The organism is Mesorhizobium sp. M0563, assembly GCF_040321065.1.
GTDB lineage: Bacteria > Pseudomonadota > Alphaproteobacteria > Rhizobiales > Rhizobiaceae > Mesorhizobium.
In genome coordinates, this window is the sequence record NZ_JAMYQV010000010.1 from 82432 (window position 1) to 100703 (window position 18272).

Genomic DNA, 18272 nt, shown 5'->3' on the forward strand with positions numbered 1-18272 from the left:
TTGATCTTCGGCCCCCAACTCCCAGGGAGAGAACAATGACCGTCAGAGTTGCCATCAATGGATTCGGCCGCATCGGCCGCAACATCCTGCGCGCCATCCACGAATCCGGCCGCAAGGATATCGACGTCGTCGCCGTCAACGATCTCGGCCCGGTCGAGACCAACGCGCATCTGCTGCGCTTCGACAGCGTGCATGGCCGCTTTCCGCATGAGGTGACGGTTGACGGCGATCAGATCATCGTCGGCAAGGAAAAATTCAAGGTCACCGCGATCAAGGATCCGACGCAACTGCCGTGGAAGGAACTCGGCATCGACATCGCGCTCGAATGCACCGGCATCTTCACCGCCCGCGACAAGGCCGCCGCCCATCTGACCGCCGGTGCCAAGCGCGTTCTCGTCTCCGCTCCGGCGGAGGGGGCCGACCTGACCGTCGTCTATGGCATCAATCACGACAAGCTGACCAAGGACCACATCGTCATCTCGAACGCCTCCTGCACCACCAACTGCTTGGCGCCGCTGGCGGCCGTGCTGAATGAGGCCGTCGGCATCGAGAAGGGCATGATGACGACGATCCACTCCTATACTGGCGACCAGCCGACGCTGGACACCATGCACAAGGACCTCTACCGCGCCCGCGCCGCCGCGCTTTCGCAGATTCCGACCTCGACCGGTGCCGCCAAGGCCATCGGCCTGGTACTGCCCGAGCTCAAGGGCAAGCTCGACGGCATCTCCATCCGCGTGCCGACCCCGAACGTCTCGCTGGTCGATTTCAAGTTCATCGCCAAGCGGTCGACCACCGTCCAGGAAATCAACGACGCGGTAATCGCCGCTTCGAACGGCAAGCTGAAGGACATCCTTGCCGTCACTCGTCATCCCAATGTTTCTATCGACTTCAACCACGATCCGCACTCCTCGATCGTGGCGCTCGACCAGACGAAGGTCATGGACGGCAATTTCGTTTCGGTGCTGGCCTGGTACGACAATGAGTGGGGCTTCTCCAACCGCATGGGCGACACCGCTGTCGCCTTCGGCAAGACCATCGCCTGATCGCAGAACCGTCTTCTCGACTTGGACAACGCCCGGCTCAGTCCGGGCGTTTTTCGTTGCAGCACGCCCCCCCGAGGCAGCCTCCGCTGCTCGGAGGTGCCAAAACATTCGACTATCGGCAGCGTAGGGCGAAAAGCCGCGCTGCTGCCTTGCAGCGGCCATGTCTTCGCCCCACTCTCCCGTGATGCCGGAGCATATCGACTAGGGGCGACCAACGAATGGAGCATGGTATCTATCTGGTGACGCTCGTTGGCGCAGCACTTGTCGTTGCCGCCGCGTTTTCGAGCCTGATCGCCTTCCGTTTCGGCGCCCCCCTCCTGCTGCTGTTTCTCTGCATCGGCCTTGCCACCGGAACCGACGGTCTCGGAATCCATTTCGACAATGCCCGATTTGCCTATTTTGCCGGCTCATTGGCGCTGGCGGTGATCCTTTTCGATTCCGGCTTCGGCACGCCGCTCAATGCCTTGCGGCAGGCGGCCGGGCCGGCGCTGTCGCTGGCGACCTTCGGCGTCCTTTTGACCACTGGCCTGTTCGGCGCCGCCGCCTATTATTTGCTCGACCTGACATGGCTGGAATCCTTCCTGCTCGGTGCCGCCGTCGCCTCGACCGACGCCGCGGCGGTGTTCTTCCTGCTGCGCGCCGGCGAGATCAATTTGCGCGAGCGCGTGCGTTCGACGCTCGAGGTGGAATCCGGCACCAATGACCCGATCGCCATCTTCCTGACCATCACGCTGGTCGAGGTCATCGCCGCCAACACCCACCCCGAGGCCAAGGTGCTGGTTACCGATCTTGCCGTCGGTTTCCTTGTCAACATGGGGCTCGGTGCGGTCATCGGTATTCTCGGCGGCATGGCCATCGTGCGCCTTGTCGATCGCCTCAATCTAGATCACGGCCTGCTGCCGATCTTCGTGCTGACGCTGTCGCTGATGGTGTTTGCCGCCGCCGGCGCCGTCGGCGGCTCCGGCTTCCTGGCGGTCTATCTCGCGGGCCTGATCGCCGGCAATTCCGATATCCGGGCTGTCACCATCCTCAAGCGCTTTCAGGACGGGATGTCGTGGTTGGCGCAGATCATCATGTTCCTGATCCTCGGCCTGTTCGCGACGCCTTCGCAATTTCCGGCGATCCTGGTGCCGGCGGTGCTGCTCGGACTGTTCCTGATATTTGTCGCACGGCCAGTCGCCGTCTGGCTATGCCTGGTGCCGTTCCGTCTGCCACGCCCGGAAGTCGCCTTTGTCTCATGGGTTGGCCTGCGTGGCGCCGTGTCGATCCTGCTTGCTATCACGCCGCTGCTCGGCGGTCTTGAGAACGGCCGCCTCATCTTCAACACCGCCTTCATCATCGTGCTGGTCTCTCTGGTCATCCAGGGATGGACCGTCGGGCCGCTGGCGCGCCGCCTCGGCCTTATCGTGCCGGCCCGCCTGGGACCGCTCGACAAGGTCGAATTGGAACTGCCGGGCTCCGCCCATCATGAGCTTCTTGCCTACCGTGTGGCACCCGGCAGCCCGGTGGCGCGGGGCGAACGCATTCCGCGCTGGGCGCGGCCGTCGCTTGTGCTGCGAGACGGACGCTCGATGCGCTTCCAGGATATGGGCCGGCTGGCGGCTGGCGATCATGTCTACATCTTCGTGCCGGACCGCTATCCGCGCCTGCTCGACAAGCTGTTCGCCAGCCGTGCCGTGGTCGATCCCGAGGATGCGGATTTCTTCGGCGCCTTTGCCGTCGATCCGTCACGCTCCGCCGAGGAACTGGAGACCGCCTACGCGCCGGGCCTGACCGAAGCGGAACGCAAGCTCACCATTGGCGATCTGGTCACGGCGCGGCTCGGCGGCCACGCCGAATATGCCGACCGCGTGCTGCTCGGTCCGATCGAGCTGATCGTCCGCGACGTCGACGACAAGGGCAGGATCACCGGCCTTGGCCTATCCTTCGAGCCGACCGCGCCGGTGGCACGCGTTCCGGTGTTCCTCAGCGCCGGCGAAATCCGCGACCGTATCGCCGCCTTTATCCGCAACCGGCGCAAGCCGGCCGAAGCGCGAGCGGTCGAGGCGGTGGCCGAAATGGAACCGGTTCCGCAGCCCGTGGTGGAAAAGACAACTGGCGAAGGCTGACCGCGTCGACCCGAGCCGCGGAGCCCTGCCGCGAGGCTGAAGAATGGTTCGGCAACTGGCGTGGCGAGTCCATGTGGTCCGACATCGCCGGAAATCATCCCGATCGGCCGGCTGCGAGGGCATCTGGCCGAACAGTCGCCAATCCTCCGTGGCTGTACGGTGCGCCATAGGGGGCAGCTTAATTGTTGCGGGCCGCAACGAACTGCGCCGCTTGTTTCAGAAGCGCGGCTTGTTCGCCATAGGGCTCGAGCAGCGCATGAGCTTGGTCGACGAGGCCATGGAGCTGGTCCCGCGCCCAGTCCGGTCCGTGCAGCGCGACCAGCGTCGCCTTGCCGGCCGCGGCATCCTTGCCGGTTGCCTTGCCCATCTGATGCGCGTCGGCGGTCAGGTCGAGCAGATCGTCGGCAAGCTGAAAGGCAAGCCCGATCGCCGAGCCGAATTCGGCCAGCCTTTCGCGGTCGCGCGACGGCGCGCCGGCAAGGATGGCGCCCGCTTCGCAGGCAAAGCGGATCAGCGCACCGGTTTTCATCGCCTGAAGCCGGATGATGCCAGCCTCGTCCGGCCGGCTTTGTTCGGCCTCGAGATCGAGCATCTGGCCGCCGACCATGCTGCCGGCCCCTGCGGCGCGGGCCAGCGCCAGCACCAGCGCTGCCCTGCGCTCGGCCGGCAGCATTGTCGCCTCGTCGGCAAGGATGTCGAAGGCAAGCGTCAGCAAGGCGTCGCCGGCAAGAATGGCGGTCGCTTCATCGAAAGCCCTGTGCACGGTCGGCTGGCCACGGCGCAAATCATCATCGTCCATGGCCGGCAGATCGTCATGGATGAGCGAATAGCAGTGCACGCATTCGAGCGCCGCCGCGACGCGCAGCGCCGGCTCGACGTCGGCTGAAAACAGTGCAGAACTTTCCATGACCAGGAAGGGGCGCAGTCGTTTGCCGCCGTTCAGCACGCCATGTCGCATCGCGGCCATCAGGCGTTCCGGCCGCGCGATCTCGCCTGAAAGCGTGCGCCCGTCGAGCAACCGCCTCAGCAGCGCCTCGAGTGGAACTGCCCGGGCAATAAGTGCAGCCTCGAACGCCATTTGGTCGTCTTTCGTCATGGTCGGGAGCGGTAGCCGACACTCAGACGTTGCGCAAGAAGCCAAGCGCCATTATGCCGGGGGCAGGGAGTAGCGCGGATTGGGTGGCTTGGCGGAACCGATCGTCGATCACGAAACCGAAGGGTTGGACATGGCGAGACCGAGACGCGGCAGCCGCATCGGTCTTCAACGCTGGGTCCGGCGCGGCATCGCTATCGCCATCGTGCTGGCGCTGATGCCGGTGGTGCTGACCTTTCTGTACCTGCCGTCATTCGTGCACCCGGTTTCGACATTGATGCTGAAGGACCTGGCGACGTTTTCCGGCTACGATCGGCGCTGGGTTTCTATCGACGATGTGGCGCCGGTGCTGGCATATTCGGTCATCATGTCGGAGGACGGGCAGTTCTGTTTCCATCGCGGCGTCGATCTAGGCGAGTTGCGCGGCGTCGTCGACGATGCGCTCGCCGGCGAGATGACGCGTGGCGCCTCGACCATCACCATGCAGACGGTAAAGAACCTTTATCTATGGTCGCGGCCGTTGGGCTCGGTCCGTAAGGTCGTCGAACTGCCGCTGGCCGTCTATTTCGATGCGGTGCTGTCGAAACGGCGGATCATGGAGATCTACCTCAACATCGCCGAATGGGGACCGGGCATCTACGGCATCGAGGCCGCCGCCCAACATCATTTCGGCGTCTCGGCAAAACAGCTGTCGCGCCGACAGGCAGCGCTGCTTGCCGTCACCTTGCCGAACCCGATCGTGCGCAATCCGGCGAAGCCCGGGCCGGGACTGAGGCGGCTTGCCGCGTTGATCGAACGGCGCGCGGGCCGCGCCGGCGCCTATGTCGGCTGCCTGCGATAGCGTCAAAAAAAAAACACCGCGACGCTGGCCAAAACGCCATCGAGCGTGTATAGGCAGCCGACTTTCTCAGATTCCGGCCCCTGACGTGGCCCTTTCACGAGGGCCGCCGGGGCGTTTTGACCATGTAGTGGAGCATATCCATGGCCGTTCCGAAACGAAAAACCTCTCCGTCGAAGCGCGGCATGCGCCGTTCCGCCGACGCACTGAAGGCCCCGACCTATGTCGAGGACAAGAACTCCGGCGAGATGCGCCGTCCGCACCATATCGACCTGAAGACCGGCATGTATCGCGGTCGCCAGGTGCTGGAGCCGAAGGAAAGCTGAGACAGCTTTCGACGGTTTATTATTGCAAAAGACCGGCCACTGGCCGGTCTTTTTGCGTTCGTCGACAACTGATCATACCGACCGGGGCTGACATTGTTGTTTCACGCCGTCTTTGTCCGTGTTTATGGGCCGCACGAAAATTCTTGACGGCGAACGCCGGGCGCACTCTACAAAGATCAGTCCAACCGGAGCCGCCACATGTTCGGTGCCATTCCGCTGCTGATCGTGCCTTTCATTCTCTACAATCTCGGGCTTCTGGGAATATTCGGCAGCGGCGACGACCCGTGGGCGACCGAAATGTTTTCGGTCCGGATGATGTCGGGCGGGGTGTTCTCGATGACCCTCGGCGATCTCATCGTGCTGATCGCATTGATCTTCTTGTTCGTCGAAGTGGTGAAGTCGACGCGAACGACAAATGCCTCGATCATGGACCACCTTTTGTCGACCTTCGTCTTTGTGGCCTATCTGGTCGAATTCCTGCTGGTGAAGGGCGCCGCCCATTCCGTTTTCTTCACACTGATGGTCATAGCACTGATCGACGTGCTGGCCGGCTTTTCGGTGTCGATGCGGTCGGCCAGCCGCGACATCAACATGAATTAAGGATTCCGGCTCAGCCCGGGTCGGCGGTGAAGCCAGCCGCCTCGATGCCAGCGATGGCTGCCGTTTCATCATTGTCCGACGTATCGCCGGAAATGCCGACGGCTCCGATGATCGTGCCAGCCTTATCGCGGATCAGCACGCCGCCGACGACCGGCAGGACGCGTCCGCCCGACACGTCGGAGACGCCGGCTATCAGATGCGGGCGCTCCTTGGCGAAAGCCTCCACCCGGCGCGAGCCCATGCCGATAGCGAGCGCGCCATAGGCCTTGCCGGCCGACATTTGCGGACGCAGGAACGAGGCGCCGTCCTGACGCTGGAACGAGACCAGATGCGCGCCGGCATCGAGCACCGAGACGCCAAGCGGCCTGAGCTTGAGCTCGGCACCCTTGGCAAAGGCGGCGGCGATGATCTCAAGGGCTTTGTCGAGCGTCAGTGCGGTCATGGCCGCCTCCTAAACGCGCCAGTTATCAACCGGCAGAACAGATCGCGGTGAAAACTGTTCCGCGTACGAAACGAAGCAATGCGATCCAAGGAGCGCCGGCTTATTTCTTCTTGGCGCGGGACTTCTTCACCGGCGCCGGAGGCGCATTGGCCAGGTCTTCCGCTTCCTTGGCGAGGCGCAGCGCCCGCAGCTTGTTGGTTTTGGCCTGGCGAGCGTCGCTCTCGGCGACATATTCCGCCATGGCCTTCTGGCGCACCGTGGCTGCCTCTTCCTGTTTCTTGAAACGCAAATCGGCCCGCGCACGGGCAGTGTCCTTAGAGTTCTCGACCAAGAGCGTTATCCAATCCGGTAAATTATCTTCAGTCCCTTGATAGCAGAGCCAGCCCGCAATTGGGAAAATAAGTTGGTCATGGCGCCGGATCGCACCCGACTCGCTCCGCATTGCGGGCGATCACCGCATCGTATGCGGCCTGCAAGGTCGCGCGCACGGTGGGTCCAGATGGGGCGGGAGACGCACCTAGATGCTCGTGGCGCAACTCGTTCATGAACTTATCCCACATCGGCGGGCCGCCTTTTTCCAGAAGCTCGGCACGGATAGAGAGCTCTTCGCTGACCGGGAGCCAGACGCGGCCCCAGGCGCCGAGATGCGCCAGGATCGGCACCAGCGTAATAGCCATTTCGGTCAGGCTGTAGATCGCCTTCTGCTTGTGGGAGGGATCGTCCGCCTTGGTCAGCATGCCGAGCTCCATCAGCCGTTTCAGCCGGTCGGCGAGGATGTTGGAGGCGATGCCCTCCATCGAGCCATTGAGCAGCTCGCGAAAGTGGCGTCTGCCGCCGAAGATGATGTCGCGAAGGATGATCAGGCTCCACCGATCGCCGAACACTTCGAGCGACAGATTGATCGGACATCCGGACCGGCGATCGATGTTCATGCGAATCTCCAAAAACCGGTTGCATTATCGTATCGGTTTTAATATCGTGCAACCGATTGCAAATTGCAATCAGATTCGCGACCCGAGGAGGAAAGCCATGAGAAACGCCGAACACCCCGAAATCGTATCCCAGACGTTCGGCGATCCGGCGCATCCGGCGGTATTGTTGATCATGGGCGCCATGGCTTCCATGCTCTGGTGGCCGGAAGCGTTTTGCCGGAAGCTGGCCGGCGAGGGTCGCTTCGTGGTCCGCTATGACAATCGCGATACCGGCCGTTCGACGAAATACGCGCCGGGCGAGCCGCCTTATACATTCGACGACATGGCGGACGATGCCATCCGCGTCCTTGACGACCAGGGAATCCGAAAGGCGCACGTGGTCGGCATGTCGATGGGCGGCGTGATTGCGCAGCTCGTTGCGTTGAAATACCCGTCGCGTGTCACTTCGCTTACGGTGATCAGCAGCTCGCCCTTGGGCATTGATACGTCGCATCTGCCCGGAACCACCGAGGCCTACAGGAAACATTCGGACGAAGGCGCGAAGGTCGACTGGTCTGACCGTGGCCAGGCGGTCGATTTCATCGTCAAGGACGCGTATGCGCTCACCGGCACCGCACGCTCATTCGACGAGCAGCGCACGCGGGCTTTCGTCGAACAGGATTACGACCGGTCCGGCGGCTTTCTAAGCGCCACCAATCATTTCATGCTCAAGAGCGGCGAAGATGGGAGCGGCGAAGATCGGAGCGGCCAGCACTGGACGGGGCGGCTGCACGAGATGAAGATCCCGCTCCTCGTTATCCACGGCACCGACGATCCGATCTTTCCAGTCGAGCATGGCGCCGCTCTTGCCGACGCGGTCGCCGGCGCAAGGCTGGTCCGGATCGAGAGCGGCGGCCACGAGCTGCATCCCGACGACTGGGCCGCGATCATCGATGCCATCGTCACCCACAGCCAAGCCAAATAGTACCAAGCCTGACCTCAACACCGAATTTCCGCGAGACGAACCACCCAAGGAACGACAACCAATGTCCCTGACTATGCATCTTCATCCACTGGCCTCCTTCTGCTGGAAGCCGCTGATCGCGCTCTATGAGAACGGCACGCCATTCACATCCGTTGTCGTCGATCTCGGCAATGAACAGTCGCGCGCGGCGTTTCTGAAATTGTGGCCGCTCGGCAAGATGCCGGTACTGCGTGATGAAGCGCTGGATCGGACCGTGCCGGAATCGACAATCGTCATCGAATATCTCAACGCGTATTATCCTGGGCCGGCCGAACTGATCCCCGCCGATGTCGATCTCGCTCGCCAGACCCGGCTCGCCGACCGCTTCTATGACTTCTACGTCCAGGAACCGATGCAGAAGATCGTCGGCGACCGGCTGCGGCCGGAGGGCAAGACCGATCCGTTCGGCGTCGAGCAGGCGCGCGCCCAGCTGCGCAGCTCCTACGCCGTCATCGAACAGGACATGCAGTCGAGGACATGGGCGGTGGGCGGGAGCTTCACCATGGCCGACTGCGCCGCCGCCCCCGCGCTGTTCTACGCTAACAAGGTCGAGCCGTTCGGCGACAAATATCCTGCGGTGAGGCGCTATCACGACCGGCTGCTGCGGCGCCCGTCGGTTGCCCGTGTGATCGAGGAAGCGCAGCCCTATTTCAAGCTCTTCCCCTACAACAACGGCTAGAGAGTGGTTCATCGTTTCACGGAAACGCCGAACCGCTCGATCCTTTTGTTTTTTGCGCAATTCCGGACGGAAAACCGTTTCACACTTTTCCTGGAATTGCTCCAGGCCCGAGGCTGCACGAGCTGCCCGACGCGCGGACGACGCCTCTCAGCTTCCGGGTGAACCGAGCTGCTCTGCATCCCAGAACTGGTCGAGCCAGATGTTGAGCTTTAGGAAGCCGGCATTGCTGACCGTATAGACGCGCCTGGTGCCTTCCGGCTTGGCGTTGACCAGCCCGGCATCAAGCAGCACCTTCAGATGCTGCGAAACGGCCGGGCGGGACACCGGCAAGCCAGAGGCCAGTTCGTTGACGGTCTTCGGTCCGCGCCGGAGCTCTTCCAAGAGATAGCGCCGGTTGGGATCGGCAATCGCCATGAAGGCGTCGGAAAGCATCATGCCTTATTTGTGGGGCAAAGCGTCTCGAATCTCAACCGTCGGTTTCAGCTTTTCTGCGCGGGTCGAGCCGCAACGCTTCCGGCGTCACCGAGCGGTCGGCCGGCTGGGTCTTGAAGGCATCGCGGCCTTCGATTGGCACCGGCGCGCGACGGCTGATGCGCAGCAGCGTATAGGCGGCCAGGCAGAGATGCGCCAACGCAGTAGCCAGGAACAGCCCCTCGGGACGCATCCAGCCCATCAGGCCGGCGGCCAGCAGCGGGCCGATCATCGTGCCGAAGCCATAAAGCAGCAGCAGGCCGCCCGACACTTTGACGAAGTCTTCCGATCGGGCATGGTCGTTGGCATGCGCCACCGCGATCGAATAGAGCGTGTAGGCGAAGGCGCCGTAGGCGGCGGTGCAGACGATAACGAAGACGCCGGAGCGCGGTTCGAACAGGAAGATGGCGATGGCGAACAGCGCAGCGCCGAAAGCCGCGCCCGCCAGCACGAAACGACGGTCCGTCGTGTCGGAGAGCCGCCCGGCCGGAAGCTGCATGGCGGCGCCGGCGATGACCACCAGGCTCATCATGAGCGCGATCTCGGCCGTCGAGATGCCGATGCGAGCTCCATAAACGGCACCAAGCGTGCCCCAGGCGCCGTTGGCGATGCCGATCAGCATGCAGGCGATCGCCGACACCGGCGAATTGACGTAGAGCCCTTTGACGTCAAGCGACACGTCCTGCAGCGGCTTGGGGTGCGACGCCGTCGAGACCGCCGTCGGGATCAGTGATAGGCAAAACAGAATGCCGGTGATCATGAATAGCGACGCCGATTTCACATCGCCGCCGGCAACGATCATCTGACCGCCCATGATCGAGGCATAGGTGACCATCATGTAGAGGCCGAAGACGGTGCCGCGGTTTTCGTTGGTGGCCTTCTCGTTCAGCCAGCTTTCGATGACCATGAAAGCACCGGCCATGGTGAAGCCGGTGAAGGCGCGCAGCAGGATCCAGGTATATTCATCAATGATCAGGCCGGTGAGCAGTGCGACGATCGCTCCCGATGCGGCAAAGGCGCCGAAAGCCCTGACATGACCGGCGCGGCGCACGATGCGTGGCGCAAAGAAGCAGCCGGTGACGAAGCCGCCGGCCCAAGCCGTGCCCATCAGGCCGAGCGATGCGGTCGAGAAGCCCTCCACCTGGCCGCGCAGCGGCAACAGCAGCCCGTGCAGCCCGGATGCCGCCAGCAGGAACGCGGTGCCGCGCAGCAGCGAGAGGATCGGTCTGTAGCTTGCGAACATTGTTCAATCCGGCTGGGGTTCGGGGCACAGGTCTGGAGACAGCGGCATTCCGGCTTTTCGGCGGCGTGCCCGAGCTTTTGGAATTGCCCGCAGTACTATCCGCGGCGAAACAGCGCCTCTGCCGCCGACTTGGTGGAGCCCTTGGTCATGAGCTCGGCTTCCAGCCGGGCGATCTCGCCGCGCAGGATGCCGATCCGCTCGGACAATTCATCGACAGAAAGCAGCGACAGATCCTGCCCGATCTCGTGCGGGCGCGCTTTCTTCTTGGGTTCGTCGTCGAAGACCGCCATCGTCGCTCCTCCGTGATTGCCCATTTGCCTGATTTGCCAATGAGCATACATAGGGCAGGGGTATGGATGCAAATGGCCGGCAATAGCTGGCGCTAGAAACCGGCGAAACACGACGGGAAAATTCATGGCGAACGCACAGAAAATTCCGGCCAGGATGATGGCGATCGCCATCTCGGAGCCGGGCGGGCCGCGGGTGCTGAAACCGGAAACCCGCGACGTGCCGGTACCCGGCCCTGGCGAGATCCTGATCCGGGTGCGTGCCGCCGGCGTCAACCGGCCCGACGTGCAGCAGCGCAAGGGCGCCTATCCGCCGCCGCCAGGTGCGTCGGATCTGCCGGGCCTGGAAGCGGCGGGCGAAGTCGCCGCCCTCGGCGACGAGATATCGCGCTGGCGCGTCGGCGACCGGGTCTGCGCGCTGACGGCGGGCGGCGGCTATGCCGAATATGTCAAGGTTCATGCCGGCAGCGTGCTGCCGCTGCCCGCCGGCTTTACCTACACCGAAGCGGCGGCGCTGCCGGAAAACTACTTCACTGTTTGGCACAATGTCTTCGAGCGCGGCGGCCTGAAGAGCGGCGAGACGCTGCTCGTGCATGGCGGCTCATCGGGTATCGGAACGACGGCGATTCAGCTTGCTGCCGCTTTCGGCGCTTATGTCGTCACCACCGCCGGCAGCAAGGAGAAATGCGACGCCTGCCTCAAGCTCGGTGCCGACCGGGCGGTCAACTACCGCGAGGAGGACTTCGTCGCCGCGGTCAAGGAGGCAACCGGCGGCAAGGGCGCCAACGTCATCCTCGACATGGTCGGCGGCGATTATGTCGCGCGAAACTACGAGGCTGCGGCCGTGGAGGGCCGCATCGTCCAGATCGCGACGCAGGGCGGAGCGGTGGCGAGCGCCGATTTCTTCAAAATCATGGCCAAGCGACTCGTGCACACGGGTTCGCTGCTCAGGCCACGCACGGTGGACTTCAAGGCGGCAGTCGCGGCTGCGCTGGAGGCGCAGGTTTGGCCGCTGCTCGGCACGCGCAAGGTTGCACCGGTGATGGACACGATCTTCCCGCTCAAGGAAGCCTGGCGGGCGCATGAGCGGATGGAGGAGGGTGAGCACATTGGCAAGATTGTGCTCGATGTCGCCTGACGGCCGGTAAACAGGCTGAACGAAGGCTTAATGGTGCAATGCAACAAACGCATTGCCGCCATGCAAAAGCGTCTGTTCAATTTTTCATCGCCGATGCCTATTTACGCGGCATCGAAACGATGGAGGACTACCATGAACCCGATCCGCGCTTTCCGTAACTGGCGCATGTACAACGAAACCGTGCGCGAACTGAACCGGCTGAACGCTCGTCAGCTCAATGATCTCGGCATCAACCGCGGCGACATAGAGAGAATCGCCCGCCAAGGGCTTTGATCTCGAGCACGATCCTGTCCGAAGACCGAGCGCTGCTTTTCCGCAACGCCGAGCCGCGGTTCGGGATCAAGCCTTAGAAGCCAGAGCCGTAGCAGACGGATTTCCGTCGCCGGTTCCGAGCCCGCCCGACCTTGGTCTGGCGGGCTTTGTCTTTTTGAAGCTTTCGACTGCATGGCTTCATGTGCCGACCCTTCGCGGTCTGCTGGTCGCGCCGCCATGCCGTCCTTGACGCGCGCCTGCCAAAAACATTGCGAAATGGCGAGTGAGCAGTTATATAGACCGCGATTTTCCCATTTTGGTGGCTGTAAACCACCGCCCGCGCGGGAACGCGGGCGAACGAGAAGGATTTTTGTAATGGCCAATACGCTGCTGATGCCAAAAGCGACCGCCGTCTGGCTGGTTGACAACACAGCGCTTTCCTTCGAGCAGATCGCGCAGTTCTGCGGACTGCATCCGCTTGAGGTCAAGGCGATCGCCGACGGCGAATCTGCGCAAGGCATCAAGGGTATGGACCCGATCATGACCGGCCAGCTCACTCGCGACGAGATCGCGCGCGCCGAGAAGGACCCGAACCACCGGCTGAAGCTCTCCGACCCCAAGGTGCGGGTGCCGGAATCCAAGCGCAAGGGTCCGCGCTACACTCCGCTGTCCAAGCGCCAGGACCGGCCCAACGCCATCCTCTGGCTGGTGCGCAACCATCCCGAGCTCAAGGATGCGCAGATTTCCCGCCTTGTCGGCACGACGAAGTCGACGATCGACCAGATCCGCGACAGAAAACACTGGAACTCCGCCAATCTCCAGCCGATGGATCCAGTGACGCTCGGCCTGACGTCGCAGATCGACCTCGACATGGAAATCAACCGCGCCTCGCGCGGCCGCGAGCAGGCGCAGCCGGTCGGCGATACGCTGCTGCCGGCCGCCTTGACCGAACGGCTGGTGCCGGCGCCGGAAAAGCCAAAGGACGAGGATCGCGAACTCGACGCCAACGCCGTCTTCGCCAAGCTCTCGGCGCTGAAGTCGAAGGACAAGGATACGGGCGAAGAGGAATAGAGGTCTCGCATCCAAAACAAAAAGCCCGCTTTCAAGCGGGCTTTTTTTTCGATCTTCCGTGTCAGCTTCGCGCCGCCCGGTCCGGTGCCATGCCGTAGTCCTCGCTGCGTTCCACCGCGCGGTAGAAATCGGCGAGCTGCTTGCCGCGCTCCGGCTTGAAGGTGCGGCCGGCGATGACCACGGAGGCGATGCGGTCGATGCGGAAGGCGCGGAAATCGCCGCGCATCTCGCACCAGGCGACCAAGGTCCACACCTTGCCCCAGAACCACAGGCCGAGTGGGCGGATGTCGCGCGCGGTGCTGCGGCCGGCCTCATCCGAATAGTCGATGGTCAGCACCTGACGTTTCTCGATGGACCGCTCAATCAGGTCGATGGCTTCGCGGGCGGCGTCGCTTACCACCCACATCGGCGTGTGGATCTCGGTGCGGGCGATGCGGTCCTTTTCGGCGTCGGGCAGCACGGCGCCGATCTTGACCAGCGCCTCGTCGGCGGCTCGCGCCATGGCCGCGCCGCCAAAGGCGCGCACCATGCGGGCGCCGGCGACCAGCGCGACGATCTCGTCACGCGTGAACATCAGCGGCGGAAGGTCGAAACCCTCCCTCATCATGTAGCCGACACCGGCCTCGCCGTCGATCGGCACGCCGGTCGACTGCAGGTCGGCGATGTCGCGATAGATGGTCCGCTCGGAAACCTCGAGCCACGTGCCCAGCTTCTGGGCGGTGACCAGACGGCCACCGCGCAGGTGCTGCACGATCTGGAAGAGCCTGTCGGCGCGGCGCATCGTATGGTCCCTCGGCGTCTATTGCTCTAGCCCTTCGCGCTTGCGCTGCGCGGCGACGGAGGCCGCGCCGAAGGACAGTTTCCTCGTTGTCGGCGTGCTTGCGTCGAGCACCCGCCAGAACGGCGCAATGTCGCCCAGCGCCATGCCACGCTCAAGATCCTCGTTGGCGGCCTCGGCGACGGTACGCAGATGATAGCCGATGGTGACCGGACATGTCACCTCGGCACCGTGCTCGATGGCGAGCGCGGTGCGCAAAGCCCGGATATCCATATCCATGCCTTCGGGGATGGCGCAGATGAATGCATCGACCTGGCGAGCTGTGGGAACCAGCATCGGCTGGCCTTCGACGACATCAGCGATGGTGCGTGGCGACGGTGTTATGCCGTTGATGCCAGGCGTGTTCAGCCTGTCGGTCCAGCTTTTCATCGATCGTCCTCTCGGCCGTCCGTCTCTGACGGCCATCCCACTATGGCACGAGCCTCCTGACACCATACTGTCAGGAGGCTTCAGCATGCCTGTTTATCGCCGGGCCGCATCCAAACGCCGGGCAGAAAGATTGCCTCAATTGCCGCCATTGTGGCGGTCGCCATACATGTCCGGCCAGCCAATATCCTTGCGGATGTCCGCCGGCAGGGTGTTCATGAAACGCTGGGTGCGGATCTCATTGCGCATCGTCCGGATCTTGCCGACATAGTGCTGCACGCTACGCAGAATGGTAAAACCGTTCATGGCTGGTCTCCTCTCTTTCGATGCAGGCACTATCGCACACCCCTACTGACAGCAGTCTGTCAGGAGGGTGCGGCTCTCGCGACCGGCGTTCCGATTTGTCCACCGAAGTGATCGAACAGTGCTGAAAAGAGGCGTGCCGCGGTGGAAAGACCGCGATCGTGGCGCCGCTTTGACAGCCAGCCGCGATGCTGATCAAAGGCTGCATGTCGAAACTTCTCGCGCTCGTCATCATCGCCATGATGGTCATCCAGCTCATCAAGCCGCTCGGCTGGCCGGGGCTGAAGCGGCGCAGCGATTTCTGGAAGCTGGCGCTGTTGGCTATGGCGGCGATTTCGGTTACGGCGGTGCTCGGGCACTGGACGTAATGCATGTCGCGCAAAAGGTGTGCAGCGGTTTTGCGCCGACGACATGCATAAAACAAAGAACCTAAAGCGCCGCCGCATGAGGCCAATCGAACGCGACGCGCTTTAGTGCCGGCAGCCGCTACGCGACGCCCGGTTCGTTGGCGAGCACCAAGCCGGCCAGATGTTCCGCCCAGGCGCGGTAGCCGGCTTCCGAAGCATGAAATCCATCCGACGCAAAGCCGGCCTCGGCGTCAGTGATCGGCAGGCGGGGCGCCGGTATGGCGCCGCGCTCGAGGCAAAGGCGCTCGCCCATCCGGTTCATCTCGCCGGCGCGGATCTCGAGGATCTTGCCGAGCAGCGGCGGCATTGCCGGCGCCCGGGTGAACTCCAGCACCGGCGACCACACCACGCGCGCCTCCGGCCATTTGGCGCGCAGCGCGTAGAGCAGGCCGCCAAAATCGCGCTTGAAGCGCGGTACCGAATGAAAATTCTTGGTGTCGTTGGTGCCGATGGCGAGCACGATATGCGTCCACGGATCGGCCGACAGATTGGGCAGCACATGATCGCGGATCTGGCCAGAGGTTGCCGAGTTGAAGCCGGCTGCCCGCCAGCGCACGGTGCGGCCGGTGCGTTGCGCAATTAGAACGGCCAGTTGCGCGGCCAATCCGTTTTCGGAATTGCCGATGCCGACTGAGGCGGCGGAGGAATCGCCGAGCACCAGCAGCGAGATTGCCGGCGCCTGGCCTGATATCTCGTGCATGACCGGACCTTGTGCCGGCAGCATGCGGGTGGTGCGGCGACGCACGCCAAGTCCTTGCCAGACATAGACCGGAAAGGCGAACCAGGTGAGAAGGGTCGGAAAGCGCCGCATGGCAAATCCCTTTTAGGGCACAGCGAACAGCACTTAGCGCATGTTGCACTGAAGGTGAACGACCTTGCAGCGACAGCCTGTCGCCTCAATGGCAGCAGTCATGCGTCCCGGATTGGTCTTCATACTCGTCATGCAGCCGCACCCAGTCGGCGAGGCTATGATGCGGCCCGGTTTCGTTGCGGCCTTTCGGCGTCAGGTCGAGATAGTGATAGGCGCCGATCAGCGGATCGCCGCCTCTGGAGCGCGAGATGAAAGTCAGGAAGATGTCGCCTTTCTCGTCGCGATAGAACACGCTGGTGCCGGGAAGGTCCTTCGATCTCCGCGCGCGCCGCTCGAAATTGTAGGTCGTGTCGCCGGCCGCGATCTGCTTGTCGGTGAATGACACCTGCATATCGAAGTTGAAGTCCGAGGCGTAGGACGACACCCAGTCGAATTTCCAGCCCATGCGCTGCTTGTAGGGCAGAAGCTCGGCCAGCGGCGCCCGCGCCACCACGACAAGCGAAACATCGTGGTGCCTGAGATGCTGGTTGGCGCCGTCGATGTGGTCGGCAAGGAACGAGCAGCCCTCGCAACGATAATCGGCGCCCGGCCCGAACATGAAATGGTAGACGATCAACTGGCTGTTGCCGCCAAACAGGTCGGGCAGTTTCTTTGGCCCTTGCTCGGTCTCGAAGACGTAGTCCTTGCGGATCTTCAGCCATGGCAATTCGCGGCGTTCGGCGGCGACGCGGTCGCGAAAGCGCGTCAATTCCTTTTCGCGCGCCAGATGCGCCTTGTGCGCCTGGAACCAGTCTTCCTGCGAAACGGTCTTGTTGTTTGGCATAGGTCTGCTCCTCTTTTCACGGAGGACGTTCGGCAGCGAGGAATGCCGACACCGAGCTGCATGTCAGTTGCAAGAAAATTGCAGCCCTTGCTGCTTTCAAGCAAAACCCGGGCACGTGGCCCGGGTCGGGAGAAACGCAAGATGGATTCGGTTAAGCGGCTTGCTCCAGCGACGGCTGCCATTGTCCAAGCGCTGCCAGATGGTTCATGTGGGCGCGATGGGCGAAGGCGGCCTGCGCGGCGGCGACGTTCGCCGCCTTGCCGCTCCAGGCCTTCTGCGGAGCGGCCTGCAAGGCGCGGCCGTAGGAGAAGGTCAGCTTCCACGGATGCGGGCCGATGGCGTTGATGGCGTTGAGGTTGGCGGTCGCTTGCTCGTCCGATTGTCCGCCCGAAAGGAAGGCGATGCCTCCGATCGCGGCTGGCACCGTCTCGCGGAACAGTTTTATCGTCCTTTCGGCGACCTCGTCGGGGCTGGTGACCTTGCCCGATTTCTTGCCGGCGAGAACCATGTTTGGCTTCAGGATGGTGCCTTCGAGGACGACGCGGGCCGCATAGAGCTCGGTGTATAGCTTTGTCAGTGTCGCCTTGCTGATCTCGTAGCAAGTGTCGATGTCATGAGCGCCGTCCATCAGCACCTCCGGCTCGACGATCGGCACGATGCCGGCTTCCTGGCAAAGCGCGGCGTAACGGGCGAGCGCATGGGCATTCGAGCCGATCGAGGTGGCGGAAGGCACCCCCTTGGCAACATCGATGTCGATTACCGCGCGCCATTTGGCAAAGCGGGCGCCAAGCTTGTAATAGTCGGCGAGGCGTTCGCGCAGGCCGTCCAGGCCTTCGGTGATGGTATCGCCGGGAAATCTTGCCAGAGGCTTGGCGCCGGCGTCGACCTTGATGCCGGGAATGGCGCCTGATGCCTTGATGATGTCGACCAGCGGCGTGCCGTCGGCGGCCTTCTGGTGGATGGTCTCGTCATAGAGGATAACGCCGGAAATGTACTTGGTCATTGCATCGCTGGCGCGGAACATCATCTCGCGATAGTCGCGGCGGCTGTCGGCGGTCGACTCGACGCCGATGACGTCGAAGCGCTTCTTGATAGTGCCGGAGCTCTCGTCGGCAGCCAGCAGGCCCTTGCCGTTGGCCACCATCGCGGCGGCAATGTCCTCGAGACGTTCGCTCATCGTGCTTCTCCTGAAAGA

At 63.0% G+C, this 18272-nt stretch carries 24 protein-coding genes; 11 read left to right on the forward strand and 13 right to left on the reverse strand.

Annotated features, from left to right (window positions below):
- Positions 1-35: 35 nt before the first annotated feature.
- Entirely contained in the window at positions 36-1046 is a 1011-nt protein-coding gene (gap, locus tag NKI50_RS15095) for a type I glyceraldehyde-3-phosphate dehydrogenase (protein WP_023720961.1), read from the forward strand.
- A gap of 218 nt (positions 1047-1264) precedes the next feature.
- Complete coding sequence (locus tag NKI50_RS15100; RefSeq protein WP_023720962.1) at positions 1265-3154, forward strand: potassium/proton antiporter; 1890 nt, start codon at positions 1265-1267, stop codon at positions 3152-3154.
- 178 nt (positions 3155-3332) lie between these two features.
- On the opposite strand, the gene NKI50_RS15105 is transcribed toward NKI50_RS15100, so the two are convergent.
- Positions 3333-4250: a polyprenyl synthetase family protein gene (locus tag NKI50_RS15105; RefSeq protein ID WP_352640176.1), complete on the reverse strand. Its 918-nt coding sequence runs from the start codon at positions 4248-4250 to the stop codon at positions 3333-3335.
- 79 nt (positions 4251-4329) lie between these two features.
- On the opposite strand from NKI50_RS15105, the gene NKI50_RS15110 reads away from it, so the two are divergent.
- From NKI50_RS15110 to NKI50_RS15120, 3 genes are all read left to right on the forward strand, one after another.
- A complete protein-coding gene (locus NKI50_RS15110) occupies positions 4330-5088 on the forward strand; it encodes a transglycosylase domain-containing protein (protein WP_352640175.1) in 759 nt (252 codons plus the stop codon).
- A gap of 140 nt (positions 5089-5228) precedes the next feature.
- Positions 5229-5411 carry a 50S ribosomal protein L32 gene (rpmF, locus tag NKI50_RS15115; protein ID WP_006203806.1) on the forward strand — a complete coding sequence of 61 codons (183 nt, stop codon included), beginning with the start codon at positions 5229-5231 and terminating at the stop codon, positions 5409-5411.
- A gap of 198 nt (positions 5412-5609) precedes the next feature.
- Entirely contained in the window at positions 5610-6011 is a 402-nt protein-coding gene (locus NKI50_RS15120; RefSeq protein WP_023720966.1) for a hypothetical protein, read from the forward strand.
- A gap of 10 nt (positions 6012-6021) precedes the next feature.
- Here NKI50_RS15120 and NKI50_RS15125 read toward each other — a convergent pair whose 3' ends face one another.
- The 3 genes from NKI50_RS15125 to NKI50_RS15135 form a co-directional block, all read right to left on the reverse strand.
- Positions 6022-6453 (reverse strand): GlcG/HbpS family heme-binding protein, encoded by a 432-nt coding sequence (locus tag NKI50_RS15125; RefSeq protein WP_023720967.1) that lies wholly within the window; start codon positions 6451-6453, stop codon positions 6022-6024.
- 100 nt (positions 6454-6553) lie between these two features.
- A complete protein-coding gene (locus NKI50_RS15130) occupies positions 6554-6784 on the reverse strand; it encodes a hypothetical protein (protein WP_023720968.1) in 231 nt (76 codons plus the stop codon).
- A 76-nt stretch (positions 6785-6860) separates the two neighbouring features.
- Positions 6861-7385, reverse strand: coding sequence for a winged helix-turn-helix transcriptional regulator (locus NKI50_RS15135; protein ID WP_352640174.1), 525 nt, complete (start codon positions 7383-7385; stop codon positions 6861-6863).
- Positions 7386-7482: 97 nt separating this feature from the next.
- Here NKI50_RS15135 and NKI50_RS15140 point away from each other — a divergent pair, with 97 nt between their 5' ends.
- Positions 7483-8349 carry an alpha/beta fold hydrolase gene (locus tag NKI50_RS15140; RefSeq protein ID WP_352480878.1) on the forward strand — a complete coding sequence of 289 codons (867 nt, stop codon included), beginning with the start codon at positions 7483-7485 and terminating at the stop codon, positions 8347-8349.
- A 61-nt stretch (positions 8350-8410) separates the two neighbouring features.
- Positions 8411-9067, forward strand: a complete 657-nt coding sequence (locus NKI50_RS15145) for a glutathione S-transferase family protein (protein ID WP_352480879.1) — start codon at positions 8411-8413, stop codon at positions 9065-9067.
- Positions 9068-9214: 147 nt separating this feature from the next.
- On the opposite strand, the gene NKI50_RS15150 is transcribed toward NKI50_RS15145, so the two are convergent.
- The 3 genes from NKI50_RS15150 to NKI50_RS15160 all read right to left on the reverse strand — a co-directional run bounded on the left by NKI50_RS15150 (position 9215) and on the right by NKI50_RS15160 (position 11071).
- Complete coding sequence (locus NKI50_RS15150) at positions 9215-9502, reverse strand: ArsR/SmtB family transcription factor (RefSeq protein WP_023720972.1); 288 nt, start codon at positions 9500-9502, stop codon at positions 9215-9217.
- 31 nt (positions 9503-9533) lie between these two features.
- Positions 9534-10781: an MFS transporter gene (locus NKI50_RS15155; protein ID WP_352717016.1), complete on the reverse strand. Its 1248-nt coding sequence runs from the start codon at positions 10779-10781 to the stop codon at positions 9534-9536.
- Between the two features lie 95 nt (positions 10782-10876).
- Positions 10877-11071: a DUF1192 domain-containing protein gene (locus tag NKI50_RS15160; RefSeq protein WP_023720974.1), complete on the reverse strand. Its 195-nt coding sequence runs from the start codon at positions 11069-11071 to the stop codon at positions 10877-10879.
- Between the two features lie 124 nt (positions 11072-11195).
- Between NKI50_RS15160 and NKI50_RS15165 the strand changes: the two genes are divergently transcribed.
- The 3 genes from NKI50_RS15165 to NKI50_RS15175 all read left to right on the forward strand — a co-directional run bounded on the left by NKI50_RS15165 (position 11196) and on the right by NKI50_RS15175 (position 13529).
- On the forward strand, positions 11196-12206 hold the full coding sequence (locus tag NKI50_RS15165) for an NAD(P)H-quinone oxidoreductase (protein ID WP_031194545.1): 1011 nt from the start codon (positions 11196-11198) through the stop codon (positions 12204-12206).
- Positions 12207-12338: 132 nt separating this feature from the next.
- A complete protein-coding gene (locus NKI50_RS15170; protein ID WP_023720976.1) occupies positions 12339-12479 on the forward strand; it encodes a DUF1127 domain-containing protein in 141 nt (46 codons plus the stop codon).
- Between the two features lie 354 nt (positions 12480-12833).
- Entirely contained in the window at positions 12834-13529 is a 696-nt protein-coding gene (locus NKI50_RS15175) for a DUF1013 domain-containing protein (protein ID WP_352480882.1), read from the forward strand.
- A gap of 61 nt (positions 13530-13590) precedes the next feature.
- Here NKI50_RS15175 and NKI50_RS15180 read toward each other — a convergent pair whose 3' ends face one another.
- The 3 genes from NKI50_RS15180 to NKI50_RS15190 form a co-directional block, all read right to left on the reverse strand.
- Positions 13591-14310 (reverse strand): helix-turn-helix transcriptional regulator, encoded by a 720-nt coding sequence (locus NKI50_RS15180; RefSeq protein ID WP_023678491.1) that lies wholly within the window; start codon positions 14308-14310, stop codon positions 13591-13593.
- An 18-nt stretch (positions 14311-14328) separates the two neighbouring features.
- On the reverse strand, positions 14329-14736 hold the full coding sequence (locus NKI50_RS15185; RefSeq protein WP_023720978.1) for a hypothetical protein: 408 nt from the start codon (positions 14734-14736) through the stop codon (positions 14329-14331).
- Positions 14737-14871: 135 nt separating this feature from the next.
- Positions 14872-15039, reverse strand: a complete 168-nt coding sequence (locus tag NKI50_RS15190) for a hypothetical protein (RefSeq protein WP_023720979.1) — start codon at positions 15037-15039, stop codon at positions 14872-14874.
- Positions 15040-15242: 203 nt separating this feature from the next.
- Here NKI50_RS15190 and NKI50_RS15195 point away from each other — a divergent pair, with 203 nt between their 5' ends.
- Positions 15243-15404, forward strand: coding sequence for a hypothetical protein (locus tag NKI50_RS15195; protein ID WP_352480883.1), 162 nt, complete (start codon positions 15243-15245; stop codon positions 15402-15404).
- Positions 15405-15522: 118 nt separating this feature from the next.
- Here NKI50_RS15195 and NKI50_RS15200 read toward each other — a convergent pair whose 3' ends face one another.
- From NKI50_RS15200 to NKI50_RS15210, 3 genes are all read right to left on the reverse strand, one after another.
- A complete protein-coding gene (locus tag NKI50_RS15200; protein ID WP_352717019.1) occupies positions 15523-16254 on the reverse strand; it encodes an SGNH/GDSL hydrolase family protein in 732 nt (243 codons plus the stop codon).
- Positions 16255-16339: 85 nt separating this feature from the next.
- Entirely contained in the window at positions 16340-17077 is a 738-nt protein-coding gene (locus NKI50_RS15205) for a DUF899 domain-containing protein (protein WP_023720981.1), read from the reverse strand.
- 151 nt (positions 17078-17228) lie between these two features.
- Positions 17229-18254, reverse strand: coding sequence for a class I fructose-bisphosphate aldolase (locus tag NKI50_RS15210; RefSeq protein WP_352480884.1), 1026 nt, complete (start codon positions 18252-18254; stop codon positions 17229-17231).
- Positions 18255-18272: the final 18 nt, after the last annotated feature.

Coding starts and splice junctions, on each gene's coding strand:
- NKI50_RS15170 (WP_023720976.1), top strand. CDS start 12,339: ATGAACCCGATCCGCGCTTTCCGTAACTGGCGCATGTACAACGAAACC.
- NKI50_RS15105 (WP_352640176.1), bottom strand. CDS start 4,250: ATGACGAAAGACGACCAAATGGCGTTCGAGGCTGCACTTATTGCCCGG.
- NKI50_RS15135 (WP_352640174.1), bottom strand. CDS start 7,385: ATGAACATCGATCGCCGGTCCGGATGTCCGATCAATCTGTCGCTCGAA.
- NKI50_RS15200 (WP_352717019.1), bottom strand. CDS start 16,254: ATGCGGCGCTTTCCGACCCTTCTCACCTGGTTCGCCTTTCCGGTCTAT.
- NKI50_RS15150 (WP_023720972.1), bottom strand. CDS start 9,502: ATGATGCTTTCCGACGCCTTCATGGCGATTGCCGATCCCAACCGGCGC.
- NKI50_RS15140 (WP_352480878.1), top strand. CDS start 7,483: ATGAGAAACGCCGAACACCCCGAAATCGTATCCCAGACGTTCGGCGAT.
- NKI50_RS15145 (WP_352480879.1), top strand. CDS start 8,411: ATGTCCCTGACTATGCATCTTCATCCACTGGCCTCCTTCTGCTGGAAG.
- NKI50_RS15165 (WP_031194545.1), top strand. CDS start 11,196: ATGGCGAACGCACAGAAAATTCCGGCCAGGATGATGGCGATCGCCATC.
- NKI50_RS15120 (WP_023720966.1), top strand. CDS start 5,610: ATGTTCGGTGCCATTCCGCTGCTGATCGTGCCTTTCATTCTCTACAAT.
- NKI50_RS15190 (WP_023720979.1), bottom strand. CDS start 15,039: ATGAACGGTTTTACCATTCTGCGTAGCGTGCAGCACTATGTCGGCAAG.
- NKI50_RS15100 (WP_023720962.1), top strand. CDS start 1,265: ATGGAGCATGGTATCTATCTGGTGACGCTCGTTGGCGCAGCACTTGTC.
- rpmF (WP_006203806.1), top strand. CDS start 5,229: ATGGCCGTTCCGAAACGAAAAACCTCTCCGTCGAAGCGCGGCATGCGC.
- NKI50_RS15210 (WP_352480884.1), bottom strand. CDS start 18,254: ATGAGCGAACGTCTCGAGGACATTGCCGCCGCGATGGTGGCCAACGGC.
- NKI50_RS15185 (WP_023720978.1), bottom strand. CDS start 14,736: ATGAAAAGCTGGACCGACAGGCTGAACACGCCTGGCATCAACGGCATA.
- NKI50_RS15205 (WP_023720981.1), bottom strand. CDS start 17,077: ATGCCAAACAACAAGACCGTTTCGCAGGAAGACTGGTTCCAGGCGCAC.
- NKI50_RS15125 (WP_023720967.1), bottom strand. CDS start 6,453: ATGACCGCACTGACGCTCGACAAAGCCCTTGAGATCATCGCCGCCGCC.
- NKI50_RS15160 (WP_023720974.1), bottom strand. CDS start 11,071: ATGGCGGTCTTCGACGACGAACCCAAGAAGAAAGCGCGCCCGCACGAG.
- gap (WP_023720961.1), top strand. CDS start 36: ATGACCGTCAGAGTTGCCATCAATGGATTCGGCCGCATCGGCCGCAAC.
- NKI50_RS15180 (WP_023678491.1), bottom strand. CDS start 14,310: ATGCGCCGCGCCGACAGGCTCTTCCAGATCGTGCAGCACCTGCGCGGT.
- NKI50_RS15195 (WP_352480883.1), top strand. CDS start 15,243: ATGTCGAAACTTCTCGCGCTCGTCATCATCGCCATGATGGTCATCCAG.
- NKI50_RS15175 (WP_352480882.1), top strand. CDS start 12,834: ATGGCCAATACGCTGCTGATGCCAAAAGCGACCGCCGTCTGGCTGGTT.
- NKI50_RS15155 (WP_352717016.1), bottom strand. CDS start 10,781: ATGTTCGCAAGCTACAGACCGATCCTCTCGCTGCTGCGCGGCACCGCG.